Source organism: Aurantiacibacter sp. MUD11, from assembly GCF_026967575.1.
In the GTDB taxonomy this organism is placed as follows: Bacteria; Pseudomonadota; Alphaproteobacteria; order Sphingomonadales; family Sphingomonadaceae; genus Alteraurantiacibacter.
Map to the genome: position 1 here is coordinate 2,209,639 of NZ_CP114054.1, position 25,935 is coordinate 2,235,573.

Below are 25,935 nucleotides of genomic sequence, written 5' to 3' on the forward strand. Positions count from 1 at the left end.
GTCACCTCATGTTCGCGGGCCAGATGCCCTGCTTGCCCGGCGACAGGATGCCGTTGGGATCGAGGCAGTCCTTGATCTTCTCGGCAAAGCGCCGCTGGGCGTTGTTGTTGAAATCGTAGAGACCGGCGACCTCGTCCATGAAATCGAGGTGGCTGCGATACTCGCCGTAGCCAAGCTTGGCGGCCGGTTCGAGCATGGCCTTGGTCGCGGCATAGGCCTCGCGCGTCTGCGCCTCGTTCTTGGTGTCGAACACGATCAGCGCGACGTGGATCATCGCCCGCTTGCCGACGATGATCGCCGCGGAATAGTCGAGGTTGCGCTCGTTCAACACCTTGCGGGTGAGATCGCGGATGGCGATCCCGTCCTTCCCGGCAATCGGCATGGCGCAGGAAAAGCCGATGTGTCCGCCTTCCTCGCCGCCGTACCAGCGCGTCATCTGGTCGAGCGCCATCGAGGGGATGCCCGCCTGCACCACGTGGTGCGGGTTGGTCATCTCGGGCAGGTTGTGGCCATCGTATTCCTCGAACACCACGCTGGCGCCGGGAATGGTGGCGAAGGCCGCCTCGATCTTGGCGCGGTTGTGCGCGACGACCGGCGCATCGCCCTGCACCGCAAAACGCATCACCCAACGGCCGAAGCCGGGGGTGGCGGCGATCCTGTCGATCACTTCCTCGGGGATCGAATCCTCGCCCTCGTACCATTCCTTGCGTTCACCAAAGGCGCTGGCGGCGCAGACGGCGTTGATGATCATCGGCTGGTTGGAAATCGTCCCGTCGATCATCAGCGGGCGCAGCACCTCGAGGAATTTGCCGTAGTTCTCCTCGTTGTCGAGCATGAACCAGCCGGGGCAGTAGACCTCCGGCGCGTGCATCAACGCGACGCCCATCTTGGTGACGATGCCGAAGTTCGACTGGGTGAAGATGCCGTCCCAGCTTGGTCCCGCCGAATGCGGGTAGACCAGCCAGTTGTGCGGATTGCTCATCCCGCCCATGCCGGTGCGCAGCAGGTCGCCATCGGGCAGCACGACCTCGAGGCCGCAATGCTGGCCCCAGTGGTCGCCAAGCGGGGTGTAGCCCACGCCATGCTCCAGCGCGTTGCCGATGATGGAGCCGCCGCCAAGGTCGGGGCAGGACATCCACAGCTTGGAGCCGGTGGCCTTGAGGTGATCGTAGAGGTCGAAGAAGCGCACGCCGGGTTCGACCAGCGCCATGCAGTTTTCCTCGTCCACCTCCAGCACGCGGTTCATCCGGCGCAAGCTGACCGTGAAGCTTTCCGACACGCGCGGCGCTCCGCCGCCATAGCCCTTGTTGCGGCCCTGGCTGCTGGTCCAGATCGGAGTGCCGTGCTCGTTCGCGATGCGGACGACAGCCTGCACTTCCTCCACGCTGCCCGGCATCAGCACCGCGCCGGGGCGATACCATTCGCCCGGCGGGCCCATGGGATCGCCATGGTCCGCCATCTGCTCTTCGGTGGTGAGGACATGCTCGCTGCCGAGTGCGTCCTGCATCGCCTGAAGCGCTGCGCTGGTGATCAACTGGCTCGCCATCGTCCTCTCCCCCGACTTTCAGCCCTCGCTCTCTCGGGGTCAGCCCTCGTGGACTGCCTTGACGACCATGCAGGCCTTCACGCCTTCGGGGCCGTCCTCGCTGCCGTGGCCGGACCATTGCACGCCCTGGAACGGGGCGTCGGGGCCGGCGATCATGTGGGTGTTGAGGCCCATCATGCCGACCTCGATCTCGTCCGCCAGGCGGCGCTGGCGCATCACGTCGTTGGTCCAGGCGAAACCGGCCAGGCCATAGGGCAGGCGGTTGGCCTCGGCGATCATGTCGTCCTCGCTGCGGAACGGGTTGATCAGGGCGAGCGGGCCGAACGGCTCCTCGTTCATCACCTCGGCATCCAGCGGAACTTCGCTGAGCACGGTCGGCTGGAAGAAATAGCCCTGGTTGCCGATGCGTTCACCACCGGTGTTGACCCTGGCACCCTTCGCCTTCGCGTCGGCGACGAATTTCTCCATCGCATCGGGGCGGCGCGGGTTGGCCATGGGGCCCATCTGCGTACCTGCTTCGAGGCCGTCGCCAACCTTGGTGGCGGCAAGCCGCTGGGCCATGCCGTCGCGGAACTTCTCGAAGACGTTTTCCTGCACGATGAAGCGCGTCGGGCTGACGCAGACCTGCCCGGCATTGCGCGTCTTGCCGACGGCAGCGGTTTCCAGCACGCGGTCGACATCGACATCGTCGAACACCAGCACCGGGCCATGCCCGCCCAGTTCCATGGTGGTGCGGATCATGTTGTCCGCCGCCAGCTTGGCAAGGTGCTTGCCGACCACGGTCGAGCCGGTGAACGACAGCTTGCGGATGATCGGCGAGGACAGCAGGTGGCGGCTGACTTCATCAGGCACGCCGAACACGGCCTGCGCGACTTCCTTGGGCAGGCCCGCATCGTACAGCGTCTGCAGGATGCCGAGCGCCGAAGCCGGGGTTTCCTCGGCACACTTGAGGATGATCGAGCAGCCCGCGGCTACCGCCGCGCCCAGCTTGCGGCTGGGGTTGCCAAGCGGGAAGTTCCACGGGGCGAAGGCGGCGACGGGGCCGACCGGCTCCCATCGCACCACGCTGCGCTGGCCCACCGGGCGCACCAGTTCGCGGCCGTAGATGCGCTGGCACTCGCCCGCGGCGAAATCGAACCAGCCGGCAGAGGCCATGCATTCCATCTTCGCTTCGGGGAAGGGCTTGCCTTCTTCCATGGTGGCCACTCGAGCGAGGTCGTCGGCGCGTTCGCGGATCAGCGCGGCGGCCTTGTGGAGCACTGCGGCGCGTTCCGCCGCGGGCGTGTAGCGCCAGATCTTGTAACCCTTCTGCGCCACCTCCAGCGCCCGGTCGAGGTCCGCCGGGTCTGCCAGCGGCAGTTCGGCCAGCGTTTCACCGGTGACGGGATTGACGACATCGAAGGTGCGGCGGCCGCCGCCCGAAACCTTCTCGCCGTCGATGATCATGTGGAGGCTGGGATATTGGGTCATCAAAATCTCCATTCGTCCCCGGCTGGCCGGAGAGGCATTGGCGCAGTCGTGCCCGCGCTTGTGGCGGGCACGATCAGTTGGCAGCTGGAAAGGGCCTTAGCCCTTCGCCTTCTCGCGCGCCACATCGCCTTCCCAGCGATCCGCCTTCATTTCCTCACCCGTGATCGGGTGCTTCATGTGGAAGGGTAGCAGCTTGTGGGTCGGCCACAGCCAGTGGTCGTCGATCAGCGCGTCCGGACCGGACGGGTCTTCGGGATAGAGCACCTTGGGGAAGGGCACGTATTCGGCCTCGGTATAGGCCCAGCCCTTTTCGAAGTCGGCGTGCCAGTGCGGGAAGTAGTTCAGGACGTGGATGCGCCACTTGCCGTCTTCACCCTTCTTGTAGGTGTTCTCGTAGAGGCCGCCTTCCCACCACTGGCGGACCTTCAGGTGCGGCGCGTCACCCTGGTAATCGACATGGCGACCGGCCTGCATCGTGGAACGGCCGCGCAGGCGCGCGGTCTTGCCGTCGGGATCGATGTCGATGATCGTCTGGATCTGCGGGTGATCCAGCAGGAAGCCGTCGATCGGGCCGTTGTTGTTGTAGGTGAAGCGCTTGCGGAAGCGGTCGACATAAAGGCGGCGGACGCCTTCCTTGCCCTTCCACACCCCGCCGAAGAAGCGCACTTCGCCATCGTCGGTGAACAGGTCCACCACCTGGTCGTACATGCATTTGTCGATGAGGTAGCCGTAGAGGTACTGCAGCTTCTTGACGTCCAGCTCGTCCTCGCGCTGGGTCAGGCGCTTGTCCATCTCCGCCAGCTTCGCTTCGAGCGCGGCGATACGATCGTCCGACATACCGATTCTCTCCCAATTTGTATGTTCCACTTACAATTGCGGAGAGGTGCGAATAGAGTCAATGTCGATTGCTCTGGGGGAGGATGCAATGACACGATATTCCGACAGCTACGCGCAGGACCGCGCGGAGATCGAAGACCTGATGGCGCGCTACCTGTTCGCCATGGACTGGAACGATTTCGATACCTACGCCGACACCTTCACCGAGGACGGCACGCTGGAATTCGCGCGCGGCGCGGTGACCGGGCGGGAAAACATCCGCGCGGCGGCCAAGGGCTTCAAGGAAGCGGTGGCGGACATCTACACCGATGTCGATGGCAACCCGGCGGTGTTGCGGCACATCCTCTGCCACTCGGCCATCCGGGTGGAAGGCGACAGGGCCTGGCACACCGGCATGTGGTTCGAAACCGCGAACGACGGCCCGCGCACGCCTGACGGCAGCCGCCTCACGCCCACGCTGGGCACCTTCGGCATCTACGAAGACGAGCTGGTGCGGGTCGATGGCGAGTGGAAGTTCTCCTATCGCAACATCCGCAACGAGTTCCTGCCGGGCCGCGCGTCCCCGGCCGAGAATCCCGTCGCGCTGATGGATCGCAAGGCGGATGGTGCAGGTTAAGGTTCGACCCGCTAGGAAGGACCGCATGAACCGGATTGTCCTTGCTCTCGCGCTTGCCGCTACCGCCGTCAGCGCGCCGCCCCCCGTGCTGGCGCAGCAGGCAGACCTGCCGCAGGTGAGCCTGGACCATCGCATGCTGCTGCGTTGCTCCGCCGCCTTCGCGCTGGTCGCCTTCGCGCAAGCCTCGGGCAACGAGACGGGCACGCGCTATCCCGACGTGACGGAAAGCGGGCGCGAGTTCTTCGTGCGCGCCTCGGCCCAGGTGATGGACGAGGCCGGGCTCGACCGCACGCAGATCGAGGCGCTGCTCAATGCCGAAGCGCAGGCGCTGTGGGACGAAGGCTCGATCGACCAGGTCATGCCGGTCTGCCTGCCCATGCTTCCACCGGAATAATTGCCTGCGGCGCTGCGTCCGCTGGACCCTTTGTGCATGTTGCTGCATTAGCGAATGGCAACCATGTGGCAGCTCTATTACTTTCCGCTCTGTCCGTTCAGTCGCAAGGTGCAGCTTGCGCTGAGCGAGAAGAAGGTGCCCTTCACCCTGAAGCTGGCATACCCGTGGCATGACGACGAGGAATTCCACTCGCGCGCGCCCACGGGCCGCACCCCCGTGCTCGACAATACCGAACGCCGCCTGACGCTGGTCGATAGCCAGGTCATCTGCGAATATTTCGAGGAGACCGAGGACAAGAGCCCGCTGCTGCCCGGATCGGCCGCCGCGCGTGCGGAAATCCGTCGGCTGGTGGCCATGTTCGACGATGCCCTGTTCGGCGATGTCACCGGGCCGCTGCTGCACGAGAAGATGAAGAAACGCCTGATCCTGCGCCAGTCGCCTGACAGCCGCGTGCTGCGGCAGGCGACGCGGCTGCTGCACGATCATCTCGACTACATCGACTGGCTGATCGACAACCGCCGCTGGCTGGGCGGCGCGCAATTGAGCCTCGCCGATTTCGCCGCCGCCGCGCAGCTTTCGGTGATCGACTATCTCGACTGCATGGATTGGTCCGGCCACGAACAGGCGCGCGGTTGGTACCGCGTGATGAAGAGCCGCCCCAGCTTCGCTCCGCTGCTGACCCAGAAGATGGAAGGGCTGCCGGCGCCGAGGCATTATGCGGATGTAAACGCCTAGGAGAGCAACGATGCCATCCAAGATCACCCTGACCGACGAAGAATGGCGCGAGAAGCTGACGCCGGAACAATATGCCATCCTGCGGCAGGCGGGCACCGAACGCGCCTTCACCGGCAAGTACGAGAAGAACAAGGCTGCCGGCGAATACAAGTGCGCCGGCTGCGGCCAGCCGCTGTTCGAAAGCGATGCCAAGTACGACAGCGGTTCGGGCTGGCCGAGCTTCACCTCTCCCGCCGCGGCCGATGCGGTGGAGATGCACCAGGACCAGACCCACGGCATGGTCCGCACCGAGGTCGTCTGCTCCCGCTGCGAGGGACACCTGGGCCATGTTTTCCCTGACGGGCCGGGGCCCGATGGCCTGCGCTATTGCATCAATTCCGCGGCGCTGGATTTCGAACCGGAGGAAAACCCGGGCAACTGAACGCGCTTGTCGTTCACGCTGGATTACGTTTCGCCTATGCAACATGGGCGTAAATGGGGACATGACAGGGCGCGCATCGCGCTCGCATTGGGAATTTAGCGGCTTATGGCCAGACGGCGGAGCACGGGCTCCAGCAAGCGAGGATACCGGTCGCGCAAGGCTGCGTCCGAGAGGCGGGACCGCGATCGGGCGGCGCGCGGCTGGAAGGCCGTGTTCTGGAAATGGACGAAGCGCCTTGCCATCGGCGGGGCCTTCGCGGCGGTGCTGGGCGCTATCGCGCTGGCGACGGCGGTCTATTTCGCCTCGCGCAGCCTCCCTTCCTATTCCGCCTTGCGGCAGAGCCAGCATGGCCAGACCATCCTGGTGCGCGCGCGCGACGGGTCGCAGATCGTCGAACTCGGCCCGAGCTACGGCCAGTGGCTGACCGAGGACGAGATTCCTGACGTGATGAAGCAGGCGATGATCTCGGTTGAGGATCATCGCTTCCGTTCGCACTTCGGCATCGATCCGGTGCGCCTGACCGGTGCGATCATCGAGGGCTTCACCGGTGACGACCGGATCGGCGGCACCTCCACCATCACCCAGCAGCTGGCGCGTAATATCTTCCTCAATTCCAACCGCACGCTGGATCGCAAGCTGCGCGAGGCGGTGCTGGCGATGGCGCTGGAATGGCGCTTCTCCAAGGAACAGATCCTCGAGCTGTACCTGAACAAGGTCTATTTCGGCGGCGGCGCCTACGGCATCGATTCCGCCAGCCGGAAATTCTTCAGCCATTCCGCGCGCGAGCTGACCCTGGAAGAGGCGGCGATCATCGCCGGTCTGGTCAAGGCCCCCAGCCGCTATTCGCCGACCGCCGATATCGACGCCGCGGTCAGCCGTGCGAATGTCGTGATCGGACAGATGGTGACCTATGGCGGGCTCGACCCCGCGGTGGCACGCCGGGTCGACGTGGATTCGGTCAACCTGCGCGAGGACGCGGGCCAGAACTCGATGCGCTATTTCACCGACTGGGCGCTGCCGCAGCTCGACCTGCTGCTGCCCAACGAGACCTTCGAGCCGATCGAGGTGTGGACCACGCTGGACGTGGGCATGCAGCGCGCGGCCACCGCTGCGATCCAGTCCAACGTGCCGGACGGGGCGCAAGGAGCGATGGTCAGCGTCGATCGCGACGGAGCGATCCTCGCCATGGTCGGCGGCACCGACTACGTCACCTCCAATTACAACCGCGCGACCGATGCCATGCGCCAGCCCGGTTCTTCGTGGAAGCTGTTCGTCTACCTGGCGGCGCTGGAAGCGGGCTACACGCCGGATGACCGGGTGCAGGACGTGCCTGTCACCATCGATGGCTGGAGCCCGCGCAACTCGGGCGATTCCTATGCCGGCGAAATCGATGTCCGCAGCGCCTTTGCCTATTCCAAAAATACGGTGGCGGCGCAGCTGGGCAACGAGGTCGGCTTCTCCAACGTCGCCAGCATGGCGCGCCGGTTCGGCATCACCACGCCGATCTCCACCTATCCGGCCATGGTGCTGGGCACGTCCGAGGTGCGCCTGATCGACATGACCCGCGCCTTTGCCGCGGTTTCGGCGCGCGGCCAGTCGGTCGAGCCTTACGGCATCCTGCGCGTCACCACCGCCGATGGCGAGGAACTCTACAGCCACCGCGATGCGCGGCCCTACACGCTGGTTCCCGACTACGTCTCCGCCGGCATTACCGACCTGCTGCAGACCGCCGTCGCCACCGGCACCGGTCGCGCGGCACAGATCGGCCGTCCCGTGGCGGGCAAGACGGGCACCACCAATTCCAACCGCGACGGCTATTTCGTCGGCTTCTCCAGCGGCATCACCACCGGCGTATGGATGGGCCGGGACGACAATGGCCGGGTTGCCGCCCTGCAAGGCGGCGCCGCGCCCGCGCGCGCCTTTGCCGCTTACATGCGCTACGCCGTGCGTGACCGGCCGGTGGAGGAATTCGACACCGACCTGCAACTGCCCGAATGGCAGCTCGAACCCGATGACGAGTTCTATTTCGGCGAGGACGACGACTATTACTTCTACATCGACGAACAGGGTAACCTGGTCGAACCGCGCGGTAGCGGTGGCGATCCGCGCATGCAGGATTTCGATGTCGAGGGTGAAGGCGAAAACGTGGTGCGCGAAGCGATCACCCCGCGCCGAGACGAGCGGCCTTCGGTGCCCCCGTCATCCAGCAGGGAGGCTCCAGCCGCCGCCAGCGACGATTTCCTGGAACGTGCGACCGGGAGGGAGATCCCCGAAGACCCGCCACCCTCACGGGCCCCGCGCAACAACGCCATCAACGAACAGCGGTTCTGACAGACCGATAAAGAGAAGGGCCGCCACGGCAATCCGGGGCGGCCCTTTCTGCGTCCGGGGTTGTCGCCCGGATCAGTTGTCCATGAAGCGGACCGGTACCGACTGAGCCACTCCGCCGCGAGCACGGACCCGCAGCAGCACGGCTTCGCGTCCGGCATCGCGCGCGTCGCTGAGGATGGCCTCCAGTTCTTCCACGGTGCCGATCGGGCGGCCGTTGGCGGACAGGATCATCACTCCGCGTGCAAGGCCGCGACGGGCGGCATCGGAGTTGCCGGCCACCGCCGTGATCGCAAGGCCGCTGGTGTCGTCCGACACGCCCAGCTGGCGGGCGATGTCGGGCGTGATCGGGATCGCTTGGATGCCGAGCAGCTCTTCCATCAGGCCGCTGCCCTTGCCGTTGGTTTCCGGTGCGGGCGCGCTTTCGTCATCGCCCTGGAACATCTGCTGGCGGGCCAGTTCCTCGTCACTCGGGCGGCGACCGACGGTCAGGTTGACGCGGCGACGCTCGCCATCGCGAATGTAGGCGAGCGGAACAGTGGTGCCCGGGGCGATATTGGCGACGATGCGCGACAGCGTGTTGTCGGGCGTCACATCCTGGTTGTTGACCGAGACCACCACGTCGCCTGCCCGCAGGCCGGCGTTCTCTGCCGGTTCGCCTGGCTGGACGCTCTGGATCAGTTCGCCGCGACCTTCCTCGATGCCCAGGGCTTCGGCGATATCGTCATCCACCGGCTGTATCAGCACGCCGATGTAGCCGCGCAGGATTTCCTCGCCGCTGATCAGCGAGCGCACGATCGGTGCGGCGTCCTCTGCCGGAATGGCAAAGCCCACGCCCACGCTGCCGCCCGACGGCGAGTAGATGGCGTTGTTGATGCCGATGACGTTGCCCTGCATGTCGAACAGCGGACCGCCGGAGTTGCCGCGGTTGATGCTGGCGTCGGTCTGGATGTAGCGGTCGAAGGCGCCGCCACGACCGGTGGAACGCTGCACCGCCGAGACGATGCCGCTGGTCACGGTGCCGCCCAGGCCGAAGGGGTTGCCGATGGCAATAACCCAGTCGCCCACGCGGGCTTCCGAACTGTCACCGAAGTTGACGAAGGGGAACGGCTCGGCGCGCGAGATCTTCAGCACGGCAAGGTCGGAAGAGGGGTCGGTGCCGACCACCTCTGCCTCGTATTCCTGTCCATCAGGCAGGGTCACGGTCACCTCTTCCAGCTGCGCCCGCTGGTCGGGCGAGATGACGTGGTTGTTGGTGACGACATAGCCGTCGGCCGAGATGATGAAGCCCGAACCCAGCGAGGTCGCCTCGCGCGTGGTCGGGCCATTGTTACCGCCGCGACGATTGAAGAACTGGCCGAAGGGCGTGCCTTCGAACGGGTTCTGCTGCGCGGGGATGGTGATCGATTGCCGGGTGGAGATGTTCACCACCGCCGGCTGCAGGACTTCGGTCAGGTCGGCAAAGCTGGCGGGAGCTCCGGCGACCGGCACGGTGTTCTGCATCTGGATGCGATCGTTCTGCGCAACTTGCGCACCGGCGGGATAGCCGGTCATCAGCGAGATGGCTGCCCCGCCTACCAGCAGGGCCGATGTAATACCGTAGGAATAGCGCACTGGCTTCACGTCCTCTTTATCCTCTAACTTTTCCGCTCTGCCCATGCTTTCGCACGAACGGCGGATCTGGTTCCGTCCCAAGGCGCGTGTTGCAGCCGAAAGCGGCTGAACGCGCCTTTAACGACAAGTGTAGTCGTGCGTTCCGGGCGATCAACGACCGCCGCGGAACTGGCGCAGGTACTCGTTGTCCGGGCTCAGGATGATTGCGCTCTCGCCTTCGCCCGTCTCGAACGTGGTCTGGTACGACTGCATGGCGCGGTAGAAATCGTAGAAGTCCGGGTCCTGGTTGAAGGCTTCCGCGTAGATGCGGGCGGCTTCGGCCTCGGCCTCTGCACGGATGATCTGCGCGTCGCGGCGACCGCCTGCACGGATCGTCTCCGCCTCTTCCTGACGGTCCGACCGCATGCGGTTGAACGCGGCGGTCAGCGGCGTGCCCTGCGGCAGGTCGGCGCGCTTGATGCGCACGTCGAGCACCTGCGCGCCATAGGTCCGCGCTTCCTCGTCCAGCGTTTCGCGGATGCGGGTCATGGCGTTGCCGCGCTCCGGCGTCAGCAGGCTGGCGAAAGTACGGCGACCCAGTTCCTGCCGCAGTTCCGAGGTCAGGATCGGCTCCAGCTGGTTCTGCAGCTGGTCCTCGCTGCCAGCGCGTTCAACGAACAGCACCGGGTCGAAGATGCGATACCGCGCATAGGCGTTCACTTCGAGGCGCTGCTGGTCACGCGAGAGCACGGTCTCGCCTTCCATGTCGAGGTCGAGGATGCGGCGGTCGACCATCTGCACCCGTTCCAGCAGTGGGATGCGCCAGCTGACGCCCGCCCCGGTGCTGCCATAGGGGGCGTCGGGATTGAACTGGTTGATCACGCGCTGCGGTTCACCGGTCCGGATCACCACGCCCTGGTGGGTTTCCGGCACGATCACAATCGTGCTCATGGCCAGCACCACCAGCACGGCAATGGCGATCAGCGGCTTCTTGAAATCCTGCCACATCTTACTGCCCTCCCTGCTGGCCGGGCGTGATGGTCACGGTCGGCTGGCTGGCGCGGCTGCGCCGCTGCACTTCGGGAAGCGGCAGATAAGGCGTCACGCCGTCTGCCTCGATGATGGTCTTGTCAGTATCGCGCAACACGCGCTCCATGGTCTCGTAATACAGGCGGCGCCGCGTCACTTCGGGAGCGAGCCGGTACTGCGCATAGATTTCGTTGAACTCGGCCGCGCTACCCTGGGCCTGGGCAAGCAGCTGCTGCTCGTAGCGGCGCGCTTCGTTCAGGCTGCGCTCGCGGTCCTGCCGGGCGGCGAGCACGTCGTTGAAGGCCTCGATAACCTGCTGCGGGGCTTCCGTCCGGGCGATTTCCACGCCCTGCACGTTGATGCCCGCGTCATAGACGTCGAGGATGGCCTGCATCCGGCTGCGCACGCGCGACTGCACCTGCTCACGGCCGGCACCCGACAGCACGGTGTCGAGATCGGTTTCCGCAACCGCGGCGCGCATTGCGGCCTCGGCCACTTCGCGCAGCGTCTCTTCCGGCTCGGCCAGCTCGAACTTGTACTGGACGAGGTCGTTGATGTTCCAGCGCACGAGGTAGGAAAGGTCGACCAGCGACTGGTCGCCGGTAAGGATCAGGTTTTCCGTACCGTCGCCGATGGTCTCACGCCGGATCTGCGAGACGTTTTCGACGTCCACCGTCTGGATCGGCCAGGGGAAGGTCCACTCGGTGCCGGGATTGAGCGTGCGCGAGTACTTGCCGCCCAGCCAGGTCACCACGGCCTGTTCGCGTGGCTGGATGAAGTGCAAAGAGGTGGCCAGCACCCAGACGCCGACGATGGCCGCCATGGCGATGGGGAACCAGCTGCCGCCGCCAGGGCGTTCGGGCAGGCGGAAGCTCGGGCCGCCACCGCCGCGTCCGCGACGCGGGCCTTCAGGACCGCGGTTCTTGAAGATGTCCTCGATATTTGCGGAACGGCGTCCACGGTCGTCCCCGCCGCCACCCGGCAGCCAGGGGTTGCGCGGCCCGCGCGGAGGAGGAGATTCGCCCCCGCCGCCGCTTTCCGGCGCGTCGTCACTGCCGCCGCCGCTGTCGTCTCCACCACCACTTCCGCCCGGGGGCTTGCCCCAGGGATTGCGATTGCCAGCCATTGCGAGGCCAAACCTTTCGAAAAACCCGCCCAAAATTCTCATGTCCCTTTCTATAGGTGCCGTTCGCGCAAAAAACAGGGGGTCTAAGGGGCATTATTGCTGACCAGCGGCGCGCAAGGCGCTAACTGCCCTTGCCATGAGTAGCGATACAGCCATCAAGAATGCCATTCCCGCAGAGCTTTCCGGCATGGTCCGGTCAACGAAGTTCGCGGACGGAATTGCCACCATCATCGCCGATGCCGGCGGCCTTGGCCGCAGCGCCGCGGCGCAATTGCAGCGCGAGCTGGAAGAGGCCGTTGGCGCGGTCGAGGGCGTGAACGAGGTTCGCGTCGCGCTGATGGCGGACAAGGTGCAGCGCAAGATCATCGTCGTCGGTTCGGGCAAGGGCGGGGTCGGCAAGTCGACCCTGACCGCCAACCTCGCCGTTGCCCTGGCCAACCAGGGCCTGAAGGTGGGCGTTGTCGATGCCGACATCTACGGGCCTTCGCAGCCGCTGCTGCTGGGCACGGCCAACGAAAAGGTTCGCGCCGAGGGGCAGACGCTGATCCCGACGCAGAGCGAATTCGGTGTGAAGGTGCTGTCCATGGGCCAGCTGGTCGAGCCGGGCCGGGCGATCGCCTGGCGCGGGCCGATGGTCGGCCAGGCGCTGGGCCAGCTGATGGACGCCGACTGGGGCGATGCCGAAGTGCTGCTGGTGGATCTGCCGCCGGGCACGGGCGACGTGCAGCTGACCATGCTGCAGAAGTTCAAGCCGGCCGGCGCGGTGGTCGTCTCCACCCCGCAGGACCTCGCCCTGATCGACGCGACGCGCGCCATCGACCTGTTCCGCCAGGCCGAGATCCCGATTGTCGGGCTGGTGGAGAACATGGCGGGTTACCTGTGTCCCGAATGCGGCGCGGTCAGCAATCCGTTCGGGCAAGGCGGCACCGAAGCCGCCGCGCAGGCGCTGGGCGTACCTTTCCTTGGCCGCGTGCCGCTGGCGATGGAAATTCGGGTAGCCAGCGATACGGGTCAGCCGCCCACCGCCAACGATACCGAACACGGTCCGCATTTCGCCGGCATCGCCGGACAGCTGGGCCAGTTCCTCGGTGGGGGACAGGGCTAGGACGATGCAGGTCTCGCGGCGCGGAGTGCTGGCAGGGGCCGCGGTAGGCGGTGGTCTGCTGGTGGCCTGGAGCCTGATCCCGCGCAGCTTCGACAATCCGCTTGCGCCCGGTCCCGAAGAGATTGCCGTCGATGCCTGGCTGAAGATCGCCGCCGATGGTGTGGTGACGGTCGCCGTGCCCCAGTTGGAAATGGGGCAAGGTGTGATGACCGTGCTGCCACAGGTCGTCGCCATGGAAATGGGGGCGGACTGGCGGCAGGTCGCGGTCGAGCCCGCGCCGGTGAGCGGGGCCTATGCCAATGTGCCGCTGGCGGAGCATTGGGCGCCGTTGTGGCGACCGCTGATCGACAATGACAGGCTGGTGCGCAGCTGGGCGCAGGACAACCGCTTCAACGTCACCGCGCGGGGCACCTCGCTGGCCGCTTACGAGCAGGCCTGCCGCGAAGCGGGTGCCAGCGCGCGGGCCATGCTGGCCATGGCCGCGGCCGAACGGTGGGACGTGCCGTGGGAACAGTGCCGGGCGGAGAACGGCGTCATCTACCATGACGAGCACTCCGCCAGCTTCGCCGAACTGGCGCTGGAGGCTGGCCGTTTCACTCCGCCCGATCCCCCGCCCTTGCGGCCCGATCCGCCGTCCGAAGCAGCCCCCCTGCCGGGCACCGAGGCAGGCGATATCCCGCTGTTCTATCCGCGCCTCGGCCTGCCTTCGCGCGTCGATGGCAGCCAGGTCTTCGCGGGCGACGTGCGACTGCCGAACATGGTCTACGCCGCGATCCGCCACGGCCCGCACGACAAGAGCGAACTGCTCGATTTCGACGAGGCGCTGGCGCGCGGGCAGCGCGGCCTGATCAAGCTGGTGCGCGGCAAGCGCTGGCTCGCCGCCATTGCCGAGAACTGGTGGGCCGCCGAACAGGCATTGCAGCGCATCGCCCCGCGCTTCGCCGTGGATCGTCCGGTCTCCAGCGCGGAGATGGAGGAAACGCTGGACCGCGCGCTGCGCGAGGACGGCGGGCGCGTGATCGAAAAGCGCGGCAATGGCGTGGAGGGTTATACGCCCGACCTCGCCCTGCGCTACGATGTCGCTCCCGGGGTCCACGCCACCATCGAGACGAGCAGCGCCACCGCCCGGCTGATGGACGGCACACTGGAACTGTGGCTGCCGACGCAGGCGCCCGAGGCGGCCAGGCAGGCAGCTGCCAAGGCATTGGACATGAGCGCGGCCAATGTCGTGCTCTACCCGGTGGCGGCGGGGGGCAGCTTCGACCGGCGGCTGGACAACCAGATCGCCATCGAAGTCGCCTTACTGGCGCGCGAGGCCGGCCGGCCGGTGCAGCTGACATGGTCTCGCTGGGAGGAGATGGCTGCCAGCTATCCGCGCCCCCCTGCCGCCGGCCTGATGGCCGCCGAGACCGACGACAGCGGGAACATCCGCCGTCTGCGCGCGCGCCTCGCCAGCCCGCCGACCATGCGCGAATTCGGTCGCCGCCTGTTCGAGAACGAAGTGAGCTGGGCCGCGATCGACGCCCTGGAAGGGGACGCAGACCCGATGGCCGTCTCCGGCCTTGCGCCGCCTTATGGCATTGTCGATGTCTCGGTGGAGCACGCGCCCGCCACGCTGCTGCTGCCCACCGCGCCGATGCGCGGGCAGGCCGACGGCTACACCTGCTTCATGCGCGAGAGCTTCATCGACGAGCTGGCCCTGCGGTACGAGCGCGAGCCGATGAGCTATCGCATCGCCATGCTGGGGCAGGACGCGGAGCTGGCCGACGTGTTGCAGCGTGCCGCGCGGCTGGCGTCGTGGGATGGCGGGACCCCCGGCAGCGGGCAAGGCATTGCCTGCCACCGCATGGACCTGGGCGATGCAACTGGCCGGATTGCCCTGGTGGGCGAAGCCAGCGCGGGCGAAGGCGGAGTACGGGTGCGCCGCCTTTATGCCGCGGTGAATATCGGCCGCGTGGTTAATCGCGACGTGGCCCTGCAGCAGATCGAGGGCGGGCTTGTCTTCGGCCTCGGCATGGCGCTGGGCTGTGCCACCGAATATGCCGAGGGCGTGCCGACCCACCAGCGGCTTGCCGCGCTGGGAGTACCCGTGCTGGCGGATTGCCCGGAAATCGAGATCGAGCTGATCGAGAGCGATGCGCCGCCGTTCGATCCGGGCGAGATCGGCGTGCCGCCTGTCGCGCCCGCCGTTGGCAATGCCTTCTTTAGTGCAACTGGCCTTCGCTTGCGCCGCCTGCCATTGCTATCGGCACTACCATGACCTGGAAACCACAACAGCTTCCCCACGACCACCCGCCGGTGAAGAGCGGCAAGGTCGGTGTTCTCGTCGTCAACCTCGGCACGCCCGAGGCGCCGGAGACCGGCCCGGTGCGCCGCTACCTGGCCGAATTCCTGTCGGACCGGCGCGTGATCGAGATCCCGCCGATCGCCTGGCAGCCGATCCTGCGCGGCATCATCCTCAACGTGCGCCCGAAGAAGAGCGCCGCCGCCTATCGCGAAGTGTGGACCGACAAGGGCTCCCCGCTCGCGGCTATTACCGCGGAACAGGCTGAGAAGCTGCAGCAGCGGCTGGGCGATGCGGTGACGGTCGACTGGGCCATGCGCTACGGCAAGCCGTCAATTCCCGAGGCGCTGGAATCGCTGATGGACAGCGGCTGCGAGCGCATCCTGCTTGCCCCGCTCTATCCGCAGTACTCGGCGGCGACGACGGCCACCGTGGTCGACAAGGCGGCGGACTGGCTGCGCGAACGGCGCTGGCAGGCGAGCCTGCGCACCCTGCCGCCCTACCATGACGATCCGGCCTATATCGATGCACTGGCCCGGGACATCGGCAGCCAGCTCGACGCGCTGTCCTTCCAGCCAGAGGTGCTGCTGCTGAGCTTTCACGGCATGCCGCAGCGCACGCTGGAGCTGGGTGATCCCTACCATTGCCACTGCCGCAAGACCGCGCGCCTGCTGGAAGAGAAGCTGGCGCGGCCTGACGTGCGCATGGTCACCACCTTCCAGAGCCGTTTCGGCCCGGCCAAGTGGCTGGAGCCGGCCACCGATGCTACGCTGGCTGAAGAGGCACAGAAGGGCACCAAGCGCATCGCCATCGCCGCGCCGGGTTTCTCAGCCGACTGCCTGGAGACGCTGGAAGAGCTGGCGATCCAGGGCAAGGAACAGTTCATCGAAGCAGGCGGAGAAGAATTTGCTGCGCTGTCCTGCCTCAACGCCGGGGAGCCGGGGATGGACATGCTGGAGGCGATCATTCGCCGCGAACTGGGAGGATGGATCTAGCGGCATCGGCCGCTGCGTGATGCCGTGATGACCGAATACCTCATCCTCTTTGCAGTTGTATTCGGCATCAACCTGCTGCCTGCTTTCGGCCCGCCGACGTGGTCCATTATCGTGCTGTACGGTTTCCATTCCGACATGCCGGTGCCGGCCATCGTGCTCACCGGTGCCGTTGCCGCAGCCTCCGGTCGGTTTCTCCTTGCCCATGGCTTCCGCCACCTGGCGCGATACGTCTCGGAAAAGACCAAACGGAACCTGGCCGCGGCGCGGGCAGCCTTCCTGCGCAAGAAGCGGCATGGCATCGCCGGCCTTGCCCTGTTCGCCGTCTCGCCCTTGCCGTCGGCGCAATTGTTCGCAGCGGCGGGCCTCGCCAGTGTGCCCCTGCTGGGTTTCACCCTCGCCTTCTTCGGCGGCAGGCTGGTGTCCTATTCCTTCTATGCCGGCTCGGCGCAGCTGATCGAACATTCGACGATAGGCGACACCTTTCGCGACTCGCTGACCAGCCCCGCCGGGATCGCCTTGCAGATCCTGTTGCTGGTGGCGCTGATCGCCTTTGCCCGGATCGACTGGGAACGCATTTTCGGCCCCGCGCCGGAACATGCCGACCCGGAAGGCGAGCAGGACTAGAAGTCGATAGCGATGCCCTTGTGCACCCAGTCGCCATAGCGGGTGGGGCTGAGCTCCTCGTCCACCTTCGTCTGCTCCGGCTTGGGCGGCGGATCGTTGGTCCAGTGGGCCGGCTTGGTGAAGCCTGCAGGGCGTTTGGTGGCGCGTTTCATGATGCCTGCAACATGGGCGCTCTGGCGCTGCGGCGCAACTGGCCCTAGGGCCAGCCCATGGCCAAGACCCCCGGACTCCCGCCGCGCCGTGCGGCGCTCAAGATGCTCGACGCGGTGCTGCGCCGGGGCGAGACGCTGGAGCAGGCAGGCGGTGCGGCCAACGCGCTTCCCGTCTTCTCCGACCGGGCGCTGGCCCGCGCCATCGCGGGCGAGGTGCTGCGCTGGCTGACCGACCTCGACGCGCTGATCGACAGCGCCACCAGGCAGCCGCTGCCCGACGACGCCAAGCCGCGCATGGTGCTGCGCATGATGCTGGCGCAATGGCTGCGGCTGGAGACGCCGCCGCACGCCGTGGTGGCCACCGCGCTGCCACTGCTGGTGGGCGGGCCAAAGCGGCTGGCGCACGGTGTCTTCGCCACGCTGACGCGTCAGGAAGTTTCGCTGCCCGAGGTGCCCAGCCTGCCGCCGCAAGTGGCGGAGCGCTGGGGCGAACGGGTGCCTGCCATCGCCGCCGGTATCGCCGCGCCACCGCCGCTCGACCTGCGCCTGAAGGCTCCCGAAAACACGGCGGAGATGGCGAAGATGATGGGCGCGACCAGCCTTGCGCCCGGCCATCTGCGCTTGCCGCGCGGCGCGAATGTCAGCGACCTTCCCGGCTATGACGAAGGCAGCTGGTGGGTGCAGGACCTTGCCGCCAGCATCCCTGCCAGCCTGCTTGGCGAAGGTGAGGGCCGCCGCGTGCTCGACCTTGCGGCAGCTCCCGGTGGCAAGACCATGCAGCTCGCCGCTGCCGGCTGGGACGTGACCGCGCTCGACGTGCATGCCAAGCGCATGATGCGCCTCCGCGAAAATCTCGGCCGGGTGGGGCTGGATGCGCACACCGTCATTGCCGATGCACTGGAGTGGGAGCCGGAGGAAAAGTTCGACGCGATCCTGCTCGACGCGCCTTGCACCGCCACTGGCACCTGCCGCCGCCATCCCGAAGTCATCCACCGCATCGGCCCGCGCCAGATTGCCGAGATGGCCGAGCTCCAGCGCGCCCTGCTGGATCGAGCCAGCGGCTGGCTGAACCCGGGCGGGAGGCTGGTCTATGCCACCTGCTCGCTGGAGCGCGAGGAGGGCGAAGAGATCGCCGTCACTTGCCGGCTTGCTCCGGACCCGATCAACGCGGACGAGCTTCCTGAGGGTTTGCAGCCGACCGCCGAGGGTTGGCTGCGCACCGATCCCGGAATGCTTAACGAAGCAGGCGGCTTGGACGGCTTTTTCGTCGCCCGCTGGCGCAACTCCGCTGCCGCTGACGGTTAACTCAAGTTAGCCTCAGCAATTTCACAAGCGTTAACAAACCCTTGGGCGGGTGGCCGGAGCTAACCCTTTACCTTGTCGGCAAAGCTCTTGCGCAGCTTCATCAGCTTGGGCGGGATCACCGCCAGGCAATAGGGGTTTCGCTGGCCTTCGCCGTCCCAGTATTCCTGGTGGTAGTCTTCCGCCGGATACCAGGTAGCCGGGCCCTCGATGGTGGTGACGGCGCTCTGGTCGTGGCTGTCATTCCAGCGGGCGATGGCAGCTTCGGCCTCGGCCCGCTGGGCATCGTCGAGCGGGAAGATCGCGCTGCGATACTGCGTGCCCACGTCGTTGCCCTGCCGGTTGAGCTGGGTCGGATCGTGCGTGCCCATGAACATGTCGTAGATTTCGGGCAGGCTCACCGTGGCAGGGTCGAAGGTGATCTTCACGGCCTCGGCATGGCCGGTGTCGCCATTGCACACCTGCTTGTAGGTCGGATTCTCGACCGTGCCGCCGATATATCCGCTCTCGACGTCGGCTACGCCGATCACGTCCTTGAACACGGCCTCGGTGCACCAGAAGCAACCGCCAGCGACAATCGCCTGTTCGTTCACATCGAATCTCCTTCGCGGCCCCACATGGGGGTCTTTGGTCCGCTTGTCATCCGTGCCTTTGGGGCTAGGGTGTCCGGCAACGAAATTCCGGGAGATTTTCGATGCGTATTGCCCCCCTATTCGCTGCCGCTGCGCTGGCGGTTTCCGCGCCTGCGCTGGCTGACCACCACGCCGAGGCGCTCTCGCTCGAATCCGTGCTGGCAAGCGAGCACCGCGCTGCCGACAGCGCGCGCGACCAGTATCGCCATCCGGCCGAGACGCTCGCCTTCTTCGAGGTGGAGCCGGACATGACCGTGGTGGAATATGGCCCCGGCGGCGGCTGGTACGCCCGCGTGCTGGCGCCGTGGATCAGCCCGCAGGGCACCTACATGGCGATGAACCGCGATTCCGATGGTATCGCCTGGCCCAACCGTGCCGCCGAAGCGCGCGGCAAGGGCTGGACCGAAAGCTTCACCGCCACCGCGCGCCAACTTGGCAGCTTTGCCGATGACGAAGTGATTGCCTTCGAAAGCGACGAGATACCTGAAAGCGTGGCCGGCACGGTCGACCGGGTGCTGGTCTTCCGCTCGATTCACGGCATGCTCAATGCCGAGGCGGCCGATACCGAGCTACGCGCCATCCGCCGCCTGCTGGCGGACGATGGCATGGTCGGCGTGGTGCAGCACCGCGCGCCCGAGGATGCGAGCTATGATTATGCCAACGGCAGCCGCGGCTACCTGCGGCAGGCGGATGTCGTCCGCCTGTTCGCCATCAACGGTTTCGAGCTGGTCGCCGCCAGCGAGATCAATGCCAATCCGGACGATCCGGCGAATTGGGAAGGTGGCGTCTGGACGCTGCCGCCCGTGCTGGCAGGCGGTGATGACGAACGCCTGCGGGCGATCGGCGAAAGCGACCGGATGACCCTCTTGTTCAGGAAGGCTGACTGATGCGTATTACCTCGATCATTGCCGCCGCCGCGGCACTCGCCGTCACTACCCCCGCACTGGCCCAGCAACAGCAGGAAGAACCCTCGCGCGGGGAACAGATCCTGCGCGGCGTGCTCGACGTGCTGACCGGGCGTGACCAGCAGCAGGAACAGCCGCAGCAGGCAGACCCGGTCGCGGTGCCTCAAGGCAGCCTCGAAGCCGTGCTGGCGCATCCGCGACGTGACGCGGACCGGGCGCGCGATGCCTATCGCCACCCTGCCGAAACGCTGGAGTTCTTCGACGTCCGGCCGGGCATGACCGTGGTCGACTACATGCCGGCGACCGGCTGGTACTCGCGCGTGCTGATCCCCTACCTCGGGCGGGAGGGCAATTACATCGGCCTCAACCCGGAACTGCATCCGGACCTGACCGGCTACTGGGACATGTATCGCAATGCCTCTTCGCGCATCCCGTCGGACGCGCGCGATTGGGTCGGGCTGGAAGGTGCGCGGGTCTATGGCCTCAACACCGATGACGAGCTGGCCAGCTTCGCCGGCACGGCGGACCGGGTGCTGATCTTTCGCGAAATCCACAATATGCGCCGGTTCGGCTGGTTCCACGATTCGATGGTCGCCATCCGCACCCTGCTGAAGGACGATGGCCTGCTGGGCGTGGTGCAGCACCGGGCGCGTGCCACGGCGCCGGTCGACTACACCCTGGGTGACAACGGTTACCAGCGGCAGGAAGACGTCATCAGGCTGATGGCGGTCTATGGTTTCGAACTGGTCGCGGCGAGCGAGATCAACGCCAACCCGCGCGACCCCGCCGATTGGGAACGTGGCGTCTGGTCGCTGCCGCCCAGCTATGCCGGAGCTGCGGAGGGCAGCCGCGAACGCACCCGCCGCGCCGAGATCGGCGAGAGCGACCGCATGACGCTGCTGTTCCGGAAGGTCAGCTGATGCGCCTCGTGGCGCCTGCCCTGGCGCTGCTGCTGGCGGCCTGCGCGCCCGATGCCGATGTCGGCTCCCAGGAACCGGAGAGCGTTGCCGCGCCCCAGGTCGCCGATATCGAGGCGGTGATGCAGGACAGCGCGGTCGGGTGGAACGAGGGCGACATGGATCGCTTCCTCGCCATCTACTCGGAAGCACCGGAAACCAGCTTCGTCGGCTCCGACGGTCTGGTGCGCGGACGTGCGGCGATGGAGGAACGCTATCGCGACGCCTACGACTGGTCGCAGCCGGATCCGGCAGAGCGCGGCATGCTCTCCTTCGAGACGGTCGATTTCCGGCCGCTGGGCGATGGCCATGCGCTCTACATCGGTCGCTACATCCTGACCTATCCCGATGCCCGCGAACCGGCGACCGGGCTGACAAGTCTTGTGTTTGCGCGGGAGGACGGTAGCTGGCGGATCATTGCCGACCATTCGAGCTGATTTGCCCATGACCAAGCTTTCCGTCGCCGCCCTGCAACTCGCCCTCGGACATGAGGACGAGGCCGTGAACATCGCTGCCGTTTCCGCTTTAGTGGAAGAAGCGGCGGGCAAGGGCGCGCAGGTGATCCTGCCGCCGGAGCTGTTTTCCGGCCCCTATTTCTGCCGCGAGGAGAAGGACGAGTTCTTCGCCCTCGCGCGCCCGACGGCGGAGCACCCCTCGGTCGTGGCGATGCAGAAGCTGGCGAAGCGGCTGGGCGTGGCCATTCCCACCAGCTTCTTCGAACGTGACGGGCACCACTATTACAACACGCTCGCCATGATCGATGCCGAGGGCGAGATCATGGGCACTTACCGCAAGAGCCACATCCCCGACGGCCCCGGTTACGAGGAGAAGTTCTACTTCCGCCCCGGCAACGACGGGTTCAAGGTGTGGGACGTGTTCGGTGCCCGCATCGGCATCGGCATCTGCTGGGACCAGTGGTATCCCGAGACCGCGCGGTGCCTGGCGCTGCAGGGCGCGCAGGTGCTGTTCTACCCCACCGCCATCGGCTCCGAACCCAAGGATGCCGACATGGATACCAGCCGCATGTGGCGCCGCGCGATGATTGGCCATGCGGTGTCCAACTGCATGCCGGTGGTCGCTGCCAACCGCATCGGCCACGAGGGCTCGCAGGAAGCGGGCAACAACTTCTACGGCCACAGCTTCATCTGCGACGAATGGGGCGACATGGTTGCCGAGTACGGTCGCGAGGAAACCGGCGTGCTGGTGGCCGAGCTGGACCTCGACGCCGCGCGTCAGCACCGCGCCAGTTGGGGCTTCTTCCGCGATCGCCGCCCGCAGCTCTACGGGCGGATTGCCGAGGACATTTGAGCAAGCACGGCTACATCGTCGCGCTGGGTTCGAACCAGCGACATCCCCACTTCGGCGCGCCGCGCGACGTGGTGGCCGCGGCGATGGAAATCATCGACGAGACGCTGGGCAAGGTCCGCGCCCGGTCCCCCATCATCGACAGCGCCCCGGTCGGCCCGTCGCAACGGCGCTATGCCAACGCCGCGCTGGTGCTGGAGAGCAAGCTGGCGCCCACGGGCCTGCTGCACTGCCTGCAGGAAGCCGAGGCCGCCTTTGGCCGCGTCCGTCGTGGACAGCGCTGGCGCTCGCGCCCGCTAGACCTCGATATCGTGCTGTGGAGCGGGGGCATCTTCGCTTCGCCGGAGCTGCTCATCCCGCACCCGCTGTTCCGCGAACGCGACTTCGTGCTCGGACCCGCTGCAGCGGTGGCACCCGGCTGGCGCGACCCCGTCAGCGGCCTCACGCTGAAACACCTGCATGCACGCTTGACCCGCCGCCGCCCGGTGCCTAGGTGAGCGCCCGCAGCACAGCGCTGCCACTCCCAATCCCTTGGGGGCCCTTAGCTCAGTCGGTAGAGCAACTGACTTTTAATCAGTAGGTCGCTGGTTCGAGCCCAGCAGGGCTCACCATCTTCTCCCTTAATTCCCGTCAGTTCTTCCTGATCCTCGGCAATGCTGGCCGTGTGGACAGGGCGTGCGCGAGCCAATCTGCCAAGGGCCTGACCTTGCAGCACAATCCCTAAGGCGATTGTTAACCATTCCCGTTCATAGCCACAGTCCGAAGGCTTGGGGCGCGTATATGGAAGATCTGATTACCGAATTCGTCGCCGAGACCCAGGAGATGGTCGAGGCGCTGGGCAGCGAGATTGTCGCGTGGGAGGCAGATCCCACCGATAGCGAGCGCCTGAATTCGATTTTCCGCTTCGTCCACACGGTGAAGGGCAACTGCGGATTCTTCGATTTCGCCCGCCTCGAACAGCTCAGCCACGCCGCCGAAGACGTCCTTTCGGACCTGCGCGAAGGACGCCGCGAGGCGGATCGTCCCGTCGTCAGCGCCGTACTGGCGGTGATCGACCGGATTTCCGAGATTACCGAGGACATTGCGGCCAGCGGAAGCTGCCCGCCGGGTGACGATTCCCGCCTCATCGCGGCCCTGCGCGGCGAAAAGATGGAGGATCTGGACTCCGGCGACGGGGGTGAGGGCACGGTCGAGAAGATCACTTCCAAGCCGGTGGCCGTACGCTCGGTACGCTTGCCGGTCGACCTGCTCGACCGCGTGATGAGCGGCGTTTCCGACGTCGTGCTCGCCCGCAACGAACTGACCCGTCAACTCAACGACCTGGGCGCCGACCACGTGCTGCGCGCGCCGTTCGATCGCCTCTCTGCCCTGATTACCGAAGTGCGCGATTCCATGACGCGAACGCGCATGCAGCCGATCGAGACGCTGTTCACCTCGCTGCCGCGCATGGTGCGCGACCTGTCCAGCCAGCTCGACAAGCTGGTGATGATCGAGACCGATGGCGGCGACGTGGAGCTGGACCGCGAGATGATCGAGGTCATCCGCGACCCCATCGTCCACCTGATCCGCAACAGCATCGACCACGGCATCGAACTGCCCGCCGAACGCAAGGCCGCCGGCAAGCGCGAAATCGGCCTGATCAAGATTTCCGCCCGGCAGTCGGGCAACAAGATCATCGTCGAGATCAACGACGACGGCCGCGGCGTGGATGCCAGCAAGCTGGTGGCCAAGGCCATTTCCGCCGGAATCATCACCGAGGCCGAGGCCGCCGAGATGACCAGCGAGGAAAAGCACATGCTGATGTGCGAGGCCGGCCTGTCCACCGCCGACCGCGTGACCGAGATTTCCGGCCGCGGCGTGGGCATGGACGTGGTGCGCGCCAACGTGGAGCATATCGGTGGCACGCTGGAGATTGATTCCATCGTCGGCACCGGCCTGCGCGTGCTGCTACAGCTGCCGCTGACCCTGTCGATCACTCCGGCCGTCACCGTCACCGTTGGCGGTCAGACCATGGGCATCCCGCATTCCTTCATCGAGGAAATCGTCGATGCCACCGGCAACAAGATCGCCTTCGACCAGATGGGTGACCGTTGGTTTGCCGGCATCCGCGGCCAGCGCCTGCCCTGCGTGCGCCTGGCCGACATGCTCGACGTGGACGATTCCAAGGCAGAACGCCGTTCGCTGGTGGTGCTGCGGCTCGCCGGCGGCAACCTGTTCGTGCTCGCCGTGGACGACGTGGTCGCGCACGAGGAGCTGGTGATCAAGCCGGTTGCGCCCGCGCTGATGACCACCGGCCTCTACGCCGGCACCACGCTTTCCGACGAAGGCACGCCCACCTTGCTGCTCGATGTCACCGGCATTGCCCGCGCGGCAGGCCTGGAGATCGGTGTCGATGGCCGTGGCCAGCTGCGCGAGGACGCGCGCCGTCAGTGGGAACACGAGGAAGCCAAGGAGCCGATCATCATCTTCACCACGCTCGACGGGCGCCGCCGTGCGCTGCGCATGGCGGTGGTGGAGCGGATCGACACGGTCGATGCCGGCCAGCTCACCCGTACCGGTGGCAGCTGGCGCGTGGTGCTGGGCGAGAACATCGTGCCCGTCGCTGGTATCCCGGAAGGCGAGGAGCAATCGGGCAAGATTCGCATCCTGCGCCTGAACGATGGCCACGCCGTGCTGGCCTATGCCTGCCGCCTCGATTCCGACATCGCCGACCTGCCGGAAGACTTCAAACCCGCCAAGGCGGATGTCGAGGTCGAAGCCGTGGCGCTCATCGACGAGAAGCCGGTCGAGGTACTCGACAGCCATTACCTGTTCGCAACCTACGGCGAGGCGCCGCAGCTGATCGACCTGCCGGTCTGTCGCCTGTCCGCGCACGATCGCTGGGCGCAGAATTTCCTCAAGCCGGTAATCGAGGCCGCGGGCTATCGCGTGGTCGATGAAAGCGACGGCACGGCAGCCGACGTTGCCATCTGCCTCGACGGCGAGAACACCGCCAGCCTGCCCGCCGGCAAGCACATCGTGCTGCGCACGGCCGAGGAAGCGGACAAGGACAGCGAAGACACCATTTACCGCTACGACCGCGACGGCCTGGTGGCCGCGCTGGGCGCTGCGCGCAAGGGAAAGGCCGCCTGATGTCGCAATTGCTCGTAACCAGCATCGCCGGACGCCGCGTGGCCTTGCCGACCGCCGGCATCCTGTCGGTAATCGAACTGGGCAAGCTGGAACGCGTGCCGCGCGCACCCTCCCGCATCGCCGGGCTTACCGCCCTGCGCAGCCGGGTACTGACGGTGATTGATTGTGCCCAGATCGTCGACGGGCATCCTTCGGAATATATCGAAGGCAATGGTCTCGGCATCGTCATCGACGTGGACGACCATGGCTATGCGCTGATGGTCGACCACGTGGAAGACGTCACCGAGTTCTTCGGGGAACTGGAAGAAGTCAAAGCCGATCTCGGCGGTGAATGGACCGCGCATGCGCTGGGCATGGCGGAAACGGAAATCGGCCCCTTGCTGGTGATCAGCCCCGAACGGTTCGTGTCGGGCGCGGAAACAGCACAGGCGGCGTAAACCTCTCATTA

General features: G+C 66.3%; 25 protein-coding genes and 1 tRNA gene. 18 read left to right on the forward strand and 8 right to left on the reverse strand.

Annotated elements, in window-relative coordinates; all coding sequences use genetic code 11:
- Position 1 precedes the first annotated feature (1 nt).
- The 3 genes from OZN62_RS10995 to OZN62_RS11005 all read right to left on the reverse strand — a co-directional run bounded on the left by OZN62_RS10995 (position 2) and on the right by OZN62_RS11005 (position 3,853).
- A complete protein-coding gene (locus OZN62_RS10995; RefSeq protein ID WP_269099770.1) occupies positions 2 to 1,546 on the reverse strand; it encodes an FAD-binding oxidoreductase in 1,545 nt (514 codons plus the stop codon).
- A gap of 39 nt (positions 1,547 to 1,585) precedes the next feature.
- The gene (locus OZN62_RS11000; RefSeq protein ID WP_269099771.1) at positions 1,586 to 3,016 is read right to left on the reverse strand and encodes an NAD-dependent succinate-semialdehyde dehydrogenase; all 1,431 of its coding nucleotides are present in this window, start codon (positions 3,014 to 3,016) and stop codon (positions 1,586 to 1,588) included.
- A gap of 96 nt (positions 3,017 to 3,112) precedes the next feature.
- Entirely contained in the window at positions 3,113 to 3,853 is a 741-nt protein-coding gene (locus OZN62_RS11005; protein WP_269099772.1) for a nuclear transport factor 2 family protein, read from the reverse strand.
- An 88-nt stretch (positions 3,854 to 3,941) separates the two neighbouring features.
- Between OZN62_RS11005 and OZN62_RS11010 the strand changes: the two genes are divergently transcribed.
- The 5 genes from OZN62_RS11010 to OZN62_RS11030 all read left to right on the forward strand — a co-directional run bounded on the left by OZN62_RS11010 (position 3,942) and on the right by OZN62_RS11030 (position 8,350).
- Positions 3,942 to 4,469 carry a nuclear transport factor 2 family protein gene (locus OZN62_RS11010; protein ID WP_269099773.1) on the forward strand — a complete coding sequence of 176 codons (528 nt, stop codon included), beginning with the start codon at positions 3,942 to 3,944 and terminating at the stop codon, positions 4,467 to 4,469.
- A 25-nt stretch (positions 4,470 to 4,494) separates the two neighbouring features.
- Positions 4,495 to 4,863 carry a hypothetical protein gene (locus OZN62_RS11015; protein WP_269099774.1) on the forward strand — a complete coding sequence of 123 codons (369 nt, stop codon included), beginning with the start codon at positions 4,495 to 4,497 and terminating at the stop codon, positions 4,861 to 4,863.
- Positions 4,864 to 4,926: 63 nt separating this feature from the next.
- Positions 4,927 to 5,598: a glutathione S-transferase family protein gene (locus OZN62_RS11020; RefSeq protein ID WP_269102166.1), complete on the forward strand. Its 672-nt coding sequence runs from the start codon at positions 4,927 to 4,929 to the stop codon at positions 5,596 to 5,598.
- Positions 5,599 to 5,608: 10 nt separating this feature from the next.
- Entirely contained in the window at positions 5,609 to 6,019 is a 411-nt protein-coding gene (msrB, locus tag OZN62_RS11025) for a peptide-methionine (R)-S-oxide reductase MsrB (protein ID WP_269099775.1), read from the forward strand.
- Between the two features lie 105 nt (positions 6,020 to 6,124).
- Positions 6,125 to 8,350 carry a transglycosylase domain-containing protein gene (locus OZN62_RS11030; RefSeq protein ID WP_269099776.1) on the forward strand — a complete coding sequence of 742 codons (2,226 nt, stop codon included), beginning with the start codon at positions 6,125 to 6,127 and terminating at the stop codon, positions 8,348 to 8,350.
- 72 nt (positions 8,351 to 8,422) lie between these two features.
- Here OZN62_RS11030 and OZN62_RS11035 read toward each other — a convergent pair whose 3' ends face one another.
- The 3 genes from OZN62_RS11035 to hflK all read right to left on the reverse strand — a co-directional run bounded on the left by OZN62_RS11035 (position 8,423) and on the right by hflK (position 12,095).
- A complete protein-coding gene (locus OZN62_RS11035; protein ID WP_269099777.1) occupies positions 8,423 to 10,006 on the reverse strand; it encodes a Do family serine endopeptidase in 1,584 nt (527 codons plus the stop codon).
- A gap of 105 nt (positions 10,007 to 10,111) precedes the next feature.
- Positions 10,112 to 10,948 (reverse strand): protease modulator HflC, encoded by an 837-nt coding sequence (hflC, locus tag OZN62_RS11040; protein ID WP_269099778.1) that lies wholly within the window; start codon positions 10,946 to 10,948, stop codon positions 10,112 to 10,114.
- A gap of 1 nt (position 10,949) precedes the next feature.
- Positions 10,950 to 12,095 (reverse strand): protease modulator HflK, encoded by a 1,146-nt coding sequence (hflK, locus tag OZN62_RS11045; RefSeq protein ID WP_269099779.1) that lies wholly within the window; start codon positions 12,093 to 12,095, stop codon positions 10,950 to 10,952.
- A gap of 136 nt (positions 12,096 to 12,231) precedes the next feature.
- On the opposite strand from hflK, the gene OZN62_RS11050 reads away from it, so the two are divergent.
- The 4 genes from OZN62_RS11050 to OZN62_RS11065 are packed head-to-tail and all read left to right on the forward strand — an operon-like array spanning position 12,232 to position 17,103.
- Positions 12,232 to 13,200, forward strand: a complete 969-nt coding sequence (locus OZN62_RS11050) for a P-loop NTPase (RefSeq protein ID WP_330848745.1) — start codon at positions 12,232 to 12,234, stop codon at positions 13,198 to 13,200.
- 4 nt (positions 13,201 to 13,204) lie between these two features.
- Positions 13,205 to 15,460 carry a molybdopterin cofactor-binding domain-containing protein gene (locus tag OZN62_RS11055; RefSeq protein ID WP_269099780.1) on the forward strand — a complete coding sequence of 752 codons (2,256 nt, stop codon included), beginning with the start codon at positions 13,205 to 13,207 and terminating at the stop codon, positions 15,458 to 15,460.
- Positions 15,457 to 16,479, forward strand: coding sequence for a ferrochelatase (gene hemH, locus OZN62_RS11060; RefSeq protein ID WP_269099781.1), 1,023 nt, complete (start codon positions 15,457 to 15,459; stop codon positions 16,477 to 16,479). Before OZN62_RS11055 ends, hemH begins: the two co-directional genes overlap by 4 nt.
- A gap of 27 nt (positions 16,480 to 16,506) precedes the next feature.
- Positions 16,507 to 17,103: a hypothetical protein gene (locus OZN62_RS11065; protein ID WP_269099782.1), complete on the forward strand. Its 597-nt coding sequence runs from the start codon at positions 16,507 to 16,509 to the stop codon at positions 17,101 to 17,103.
- Here the strand turns inward: OZN62_RS11065 and OZN62_RS11070 are convergent.
- The gene (locus tag OZN62_RS11070) at positions 17,100 to 17,255 is read right to left on the reverse strand and encodes a DUF1674 domain-containing protein (RefSeq protein ID WP_269099783.1); all 156 of its coding nucleotides are present in this window, start codon (positions 17,253 to 17,255) and stop codon (positions 17,100 to 17,102) included. The genes OZN62_RS11065 and OZN62_RS11070 overlap by 4 nt on opposite strands.
- A gap of 57 nt (positions 17,256 to 17,312) precedes the next feature.
- Between OZN62_RS11070 and OZN62_RS11075 the strand changes: the two genes are divergently transcribed.
- Positions 17,313 to 18,560, forward strand: a complete 1,248-nt coding sequence (locus OZN62_RS11075) for an RsmB/NOP family class I SAM-dependent RNA methyltransferase (RefSeq protein ID WP_269099784.1) — start codon at positions 17,313 to 17,315, stop codon at positions 18,558 to 18,560.
- Positions 18,561 to 18,619: 59 nt separating this feature from the next.
- Here the strand turns inward: OZN62_RS11075 and msrA are convergent, their stop codons facing one another.
- Complete coding sequence (msrA, locus tag OZN62_RS11080) at positions 18,620 to 19,150, reverse strand: peptide-methionine (S)-S-oxide reductase MsrA (protein ID WP_269099785.1); 531 nt, start codon at positions 19,148 to 19,150, stop codon at positions 18,620 to 18,622.
- Between the two features lie 101 nt (positions 19,151 to 19,251).
- On the opposite strand from msrA, the gene OZN62_RS11085 reads away from it, so the two are divergent.
- The 8 genes from OZN62_RS11085 to OZN62_RS11120 all read left to right on the forward strand — a co-directional run bounded on the left by OZN62_RS11085 (position 19,252) and on the right by OZN62_RS11120 (position 25,924).
- Positions 19,252 to 20,076: a class I SAM-dependent methyltransferase gene (locus OZN62_RS11085; protein ID WP_269099787.1), complete on the forward strand. Its 825-nt coding sequence runs from the start codon at positions 19,252 to 19,254 to the stop codon at positions 20,074 to 20,076.
- Positions 20,076 to 21,014 (forward strand): class I SAM-dependent methyltransferase, encoded by a 939-nt coding sequence (locus tag OZN62_RS11090; protein WP_269099788.1) that lies wholly within the window; start codon positions 20,076 to 20,078, stop codon positions 21,012 to 21,014. Before OZN62_RS11085 ends, OZN62_RS11090 begins: the two co-directional genes overlap by 1 nt.
- Positions 21,014 to 21,487 (forward strand): YybH family protein, encoded by a 474-nt coding sequence (locus OZN62_RS11095; RefSeq protein ID WP_269099789.1) that lies wholly within the window; start codon positions 21,014 to 21,016, stop codon positions 21,485 to 21,487. Before OZN62_RS11090 ends, OZN62_RS11095 begins: the two co-directional genes overlap by 1 nt.
- 7 nt (positions 21,488 to 21,494) lie before the next feature.
- Entirely contained in the window at positions 21,495 to 22,358 is an 864-nt protein-coding gene (gene aguB / locus OZN62_RS11100; protein ID WP_269099791.1) for an N-carbamoylputrescine amidase, read from the forward strand.
- On the forward strand, positions 22,355 to 22,852 hold the full coding sequence (gene folK / locus OZN62_RS11105) for a 2-amino-4-hydroxy-6-hydroxymethyldihydropteridine diphosphokinase (protein ID WP_269099792.1): 498 nt from the start codon (positions 22,355 to 22,357) through the stop codon (positions 22,850 to 22,852). The genes aguB and folK overlap by 4 nt, the downstream gene beginning before the upstream one ends.
- 38 nt (positions 22,853 to 22,890) lie before the next feature.
- Positions 22,891 to 22,966 (forward strand) — tRNA-Lys (locus tag OZN62_RS11110).
- A gap of 169 nt (positions 22,967 to 23,135) precedes the next feature.
- Positions 23,136 to 25,487, forward strand: coding sequence for a chemotaxis protein CheA (locus OZN62_RS11115; protein ID WP_269099794.1), 2,352 nt, complete (start codon positions 23,136 to 23,138; stop codon positions 25,485 to 25,487).
- The gene (locus OZN62_RS11120) at positions 25,487 to 25,924 is read left to right on the forward strand and encodes a chemotaxis protein CheW (RefSeq protein ID WP_269099795.1); all 438 of its coding nucleotides are present in this window, start codon (positions 25,487 to 25,489) and stop codon (positions 25,922 to 25,924) included. The genes OZN62_RS11115 and OZN62_RS11120 overlap by 1 nt, the downstream gene beginning before the upstream one ends.
- Positions 25,925 to 25,935 lie beyond the last annotated feature (11 nt).

Coding starts and splice junctions, on each gene's coding strand:
- OZN62_RS11035 (WP_269099777.1), bottom strand. CDS start 10,006: ATGGGCAGAGCGGAAAAGTTAGAGGATAAAGAGGACGTGAAGCCAGTG.
- OZN62_RS11000 (WP_269099771.1), bottom strand. CDS start 3,016: ATGACCCAATATCCCAGCCTCCACATGATCATCGACGGCGAGAAGGTT.
- OZN62_RS11020 (WP_269102166.1), top strand. CDS start 4,927: ATGTGGCAGCTCTATTACTTTCCGCTCTGTCCGTTCAGTCGCAAGGTG.
- aguB (WP_269099791.1), top strand. CDS start 21,495: ATGACCAAGCTTTCCGTCGCCGCCCTGCAACTCGCCCTCGGACATGAG.
- OZN62_RS11120 (WP_269099795.1), top strand. CDS start 25,487: ATGTCGCAATTGCTCGTAACCAGCATCGCCGGACGCCGCGTGGCCTTG.
- msrB (WP_269099775.1), top strand. CDS start 5,609: ATGCCATCCAAGATCACCCTGACCGACGAAGAATGGCGCGAGAAGCTG.
- OZN62_RS11005 (WP_269099772.1), bottom strand. CDS start 3,853: ATGTCGGACGATCGTATCGCCGCGCTCGAAGCGAAGCTGGCGGAGATG.
- OZN62_RS11070 (WP_269099783.1), bottom strand. CDS start 17,255: ATGAAACGCGCCACCAAACGCCCTGCAGGCTTCACCAAGCCGGCCCAC.
- OZN62_RS11065 (WP_269099782.1), top strand. CDS start 16,507: ATGACCGAATACCTCATCCTCTTTGCAGTTGTATTCGGCATCAACCTG.
- OZN62_RS11115 (WP_269099794.1), top strand. CDS start 23,136: ATGGAAGATCTGATTACCGAATTCGTCGCCGAGACCCAGGAGATGGTC.
- hemH (WP_269099781.1), top strand. CDS start 15,457: ATGACCTGGAAACCACAACAGCTTCCCCACGACCACCCGCCGGTGAAG.
- hflK (WP_269099779.1), bottom strand. CDS start 12,095: ATGGCTGGCAATCGCAATCCCTGGGGCAAGCCCCCGGGCGGAAGTGGT.
- OZN62_RS11055 (WP_269099780.1), top strand. CDS start 13,205: ATGCAGGTCTCGCGGCGCGGAGTGCTGGCAGGGGCCGCGGTAGGCGGT.
- OZN62_RS10995 (WP_269099770.1), bottom strand. CDS start 1,546: ATGGCGAGCCAGTTGATCACCAGCGCAGCGCTTCAGGCGATGCAGGAC.
- hflC (WP_269099778.1), bottom strand. CDS start 10,948: ATGTGGCAGGATTTCAAGAAGCCGCTGATCGCCATTGCCGTGCTGGTG.
- OZN62_RS11010 (WP_269099773.1), top strand. CDS start 3,942: ATGACACGATATTCCGACAGCTACGCGCAGGACCGCGCGGAGATCGAA.
- OZN62_RS11015 (WP_269099774.1), top strand. CDS start 4,495: ATGAACCGGATTGTCCTTGCTCTCGCGCTTGCCGCTACCGCCGTCAGC.
- OZN62_RS11050 (WP_330848745.1), top strand. CDS start 12,232: ATGAGTAGCGATACAGCCATCAAGAATGCCATTCCCGCAGAGCTTTCC.
- OZN62_RS11030 (WP_269099776.1), top strand. CDS start 6,125: ATGGCCAGACGGCGGAGCACGGGCTCCAGCAAGCGAGGATACCGGTCG.
- OZN62_RS11075 (WP_269099784.1), top strand. CDS start 17,313: ATGGCCAAGACCCCCGGACTCCCGCCGCGCCGTGCGGCGCTCAAGATG.
- OZN62_RS11095 (WP_269099789.1), top strand. CDS start 21,014: ATGCGCCTCGTGGCGCCTGCCCTGGCGCTGCTGCTGGCGGCCTGCGCG.
- OZN62_RS11090 (WP_269099788.1), top strand. CDS start 20,076: ATGCGTATTACCTCGATCATTGCCGCCGCCGCGGCACTCGCCGTCACT.
- OZN62_RS11085 (WP_269099787.1), top strand. CDS start 19,252: ATGCGTATTGCCCCCCTATTCGCTGCCGCTGCGCTGGCGGTTTCCGCG.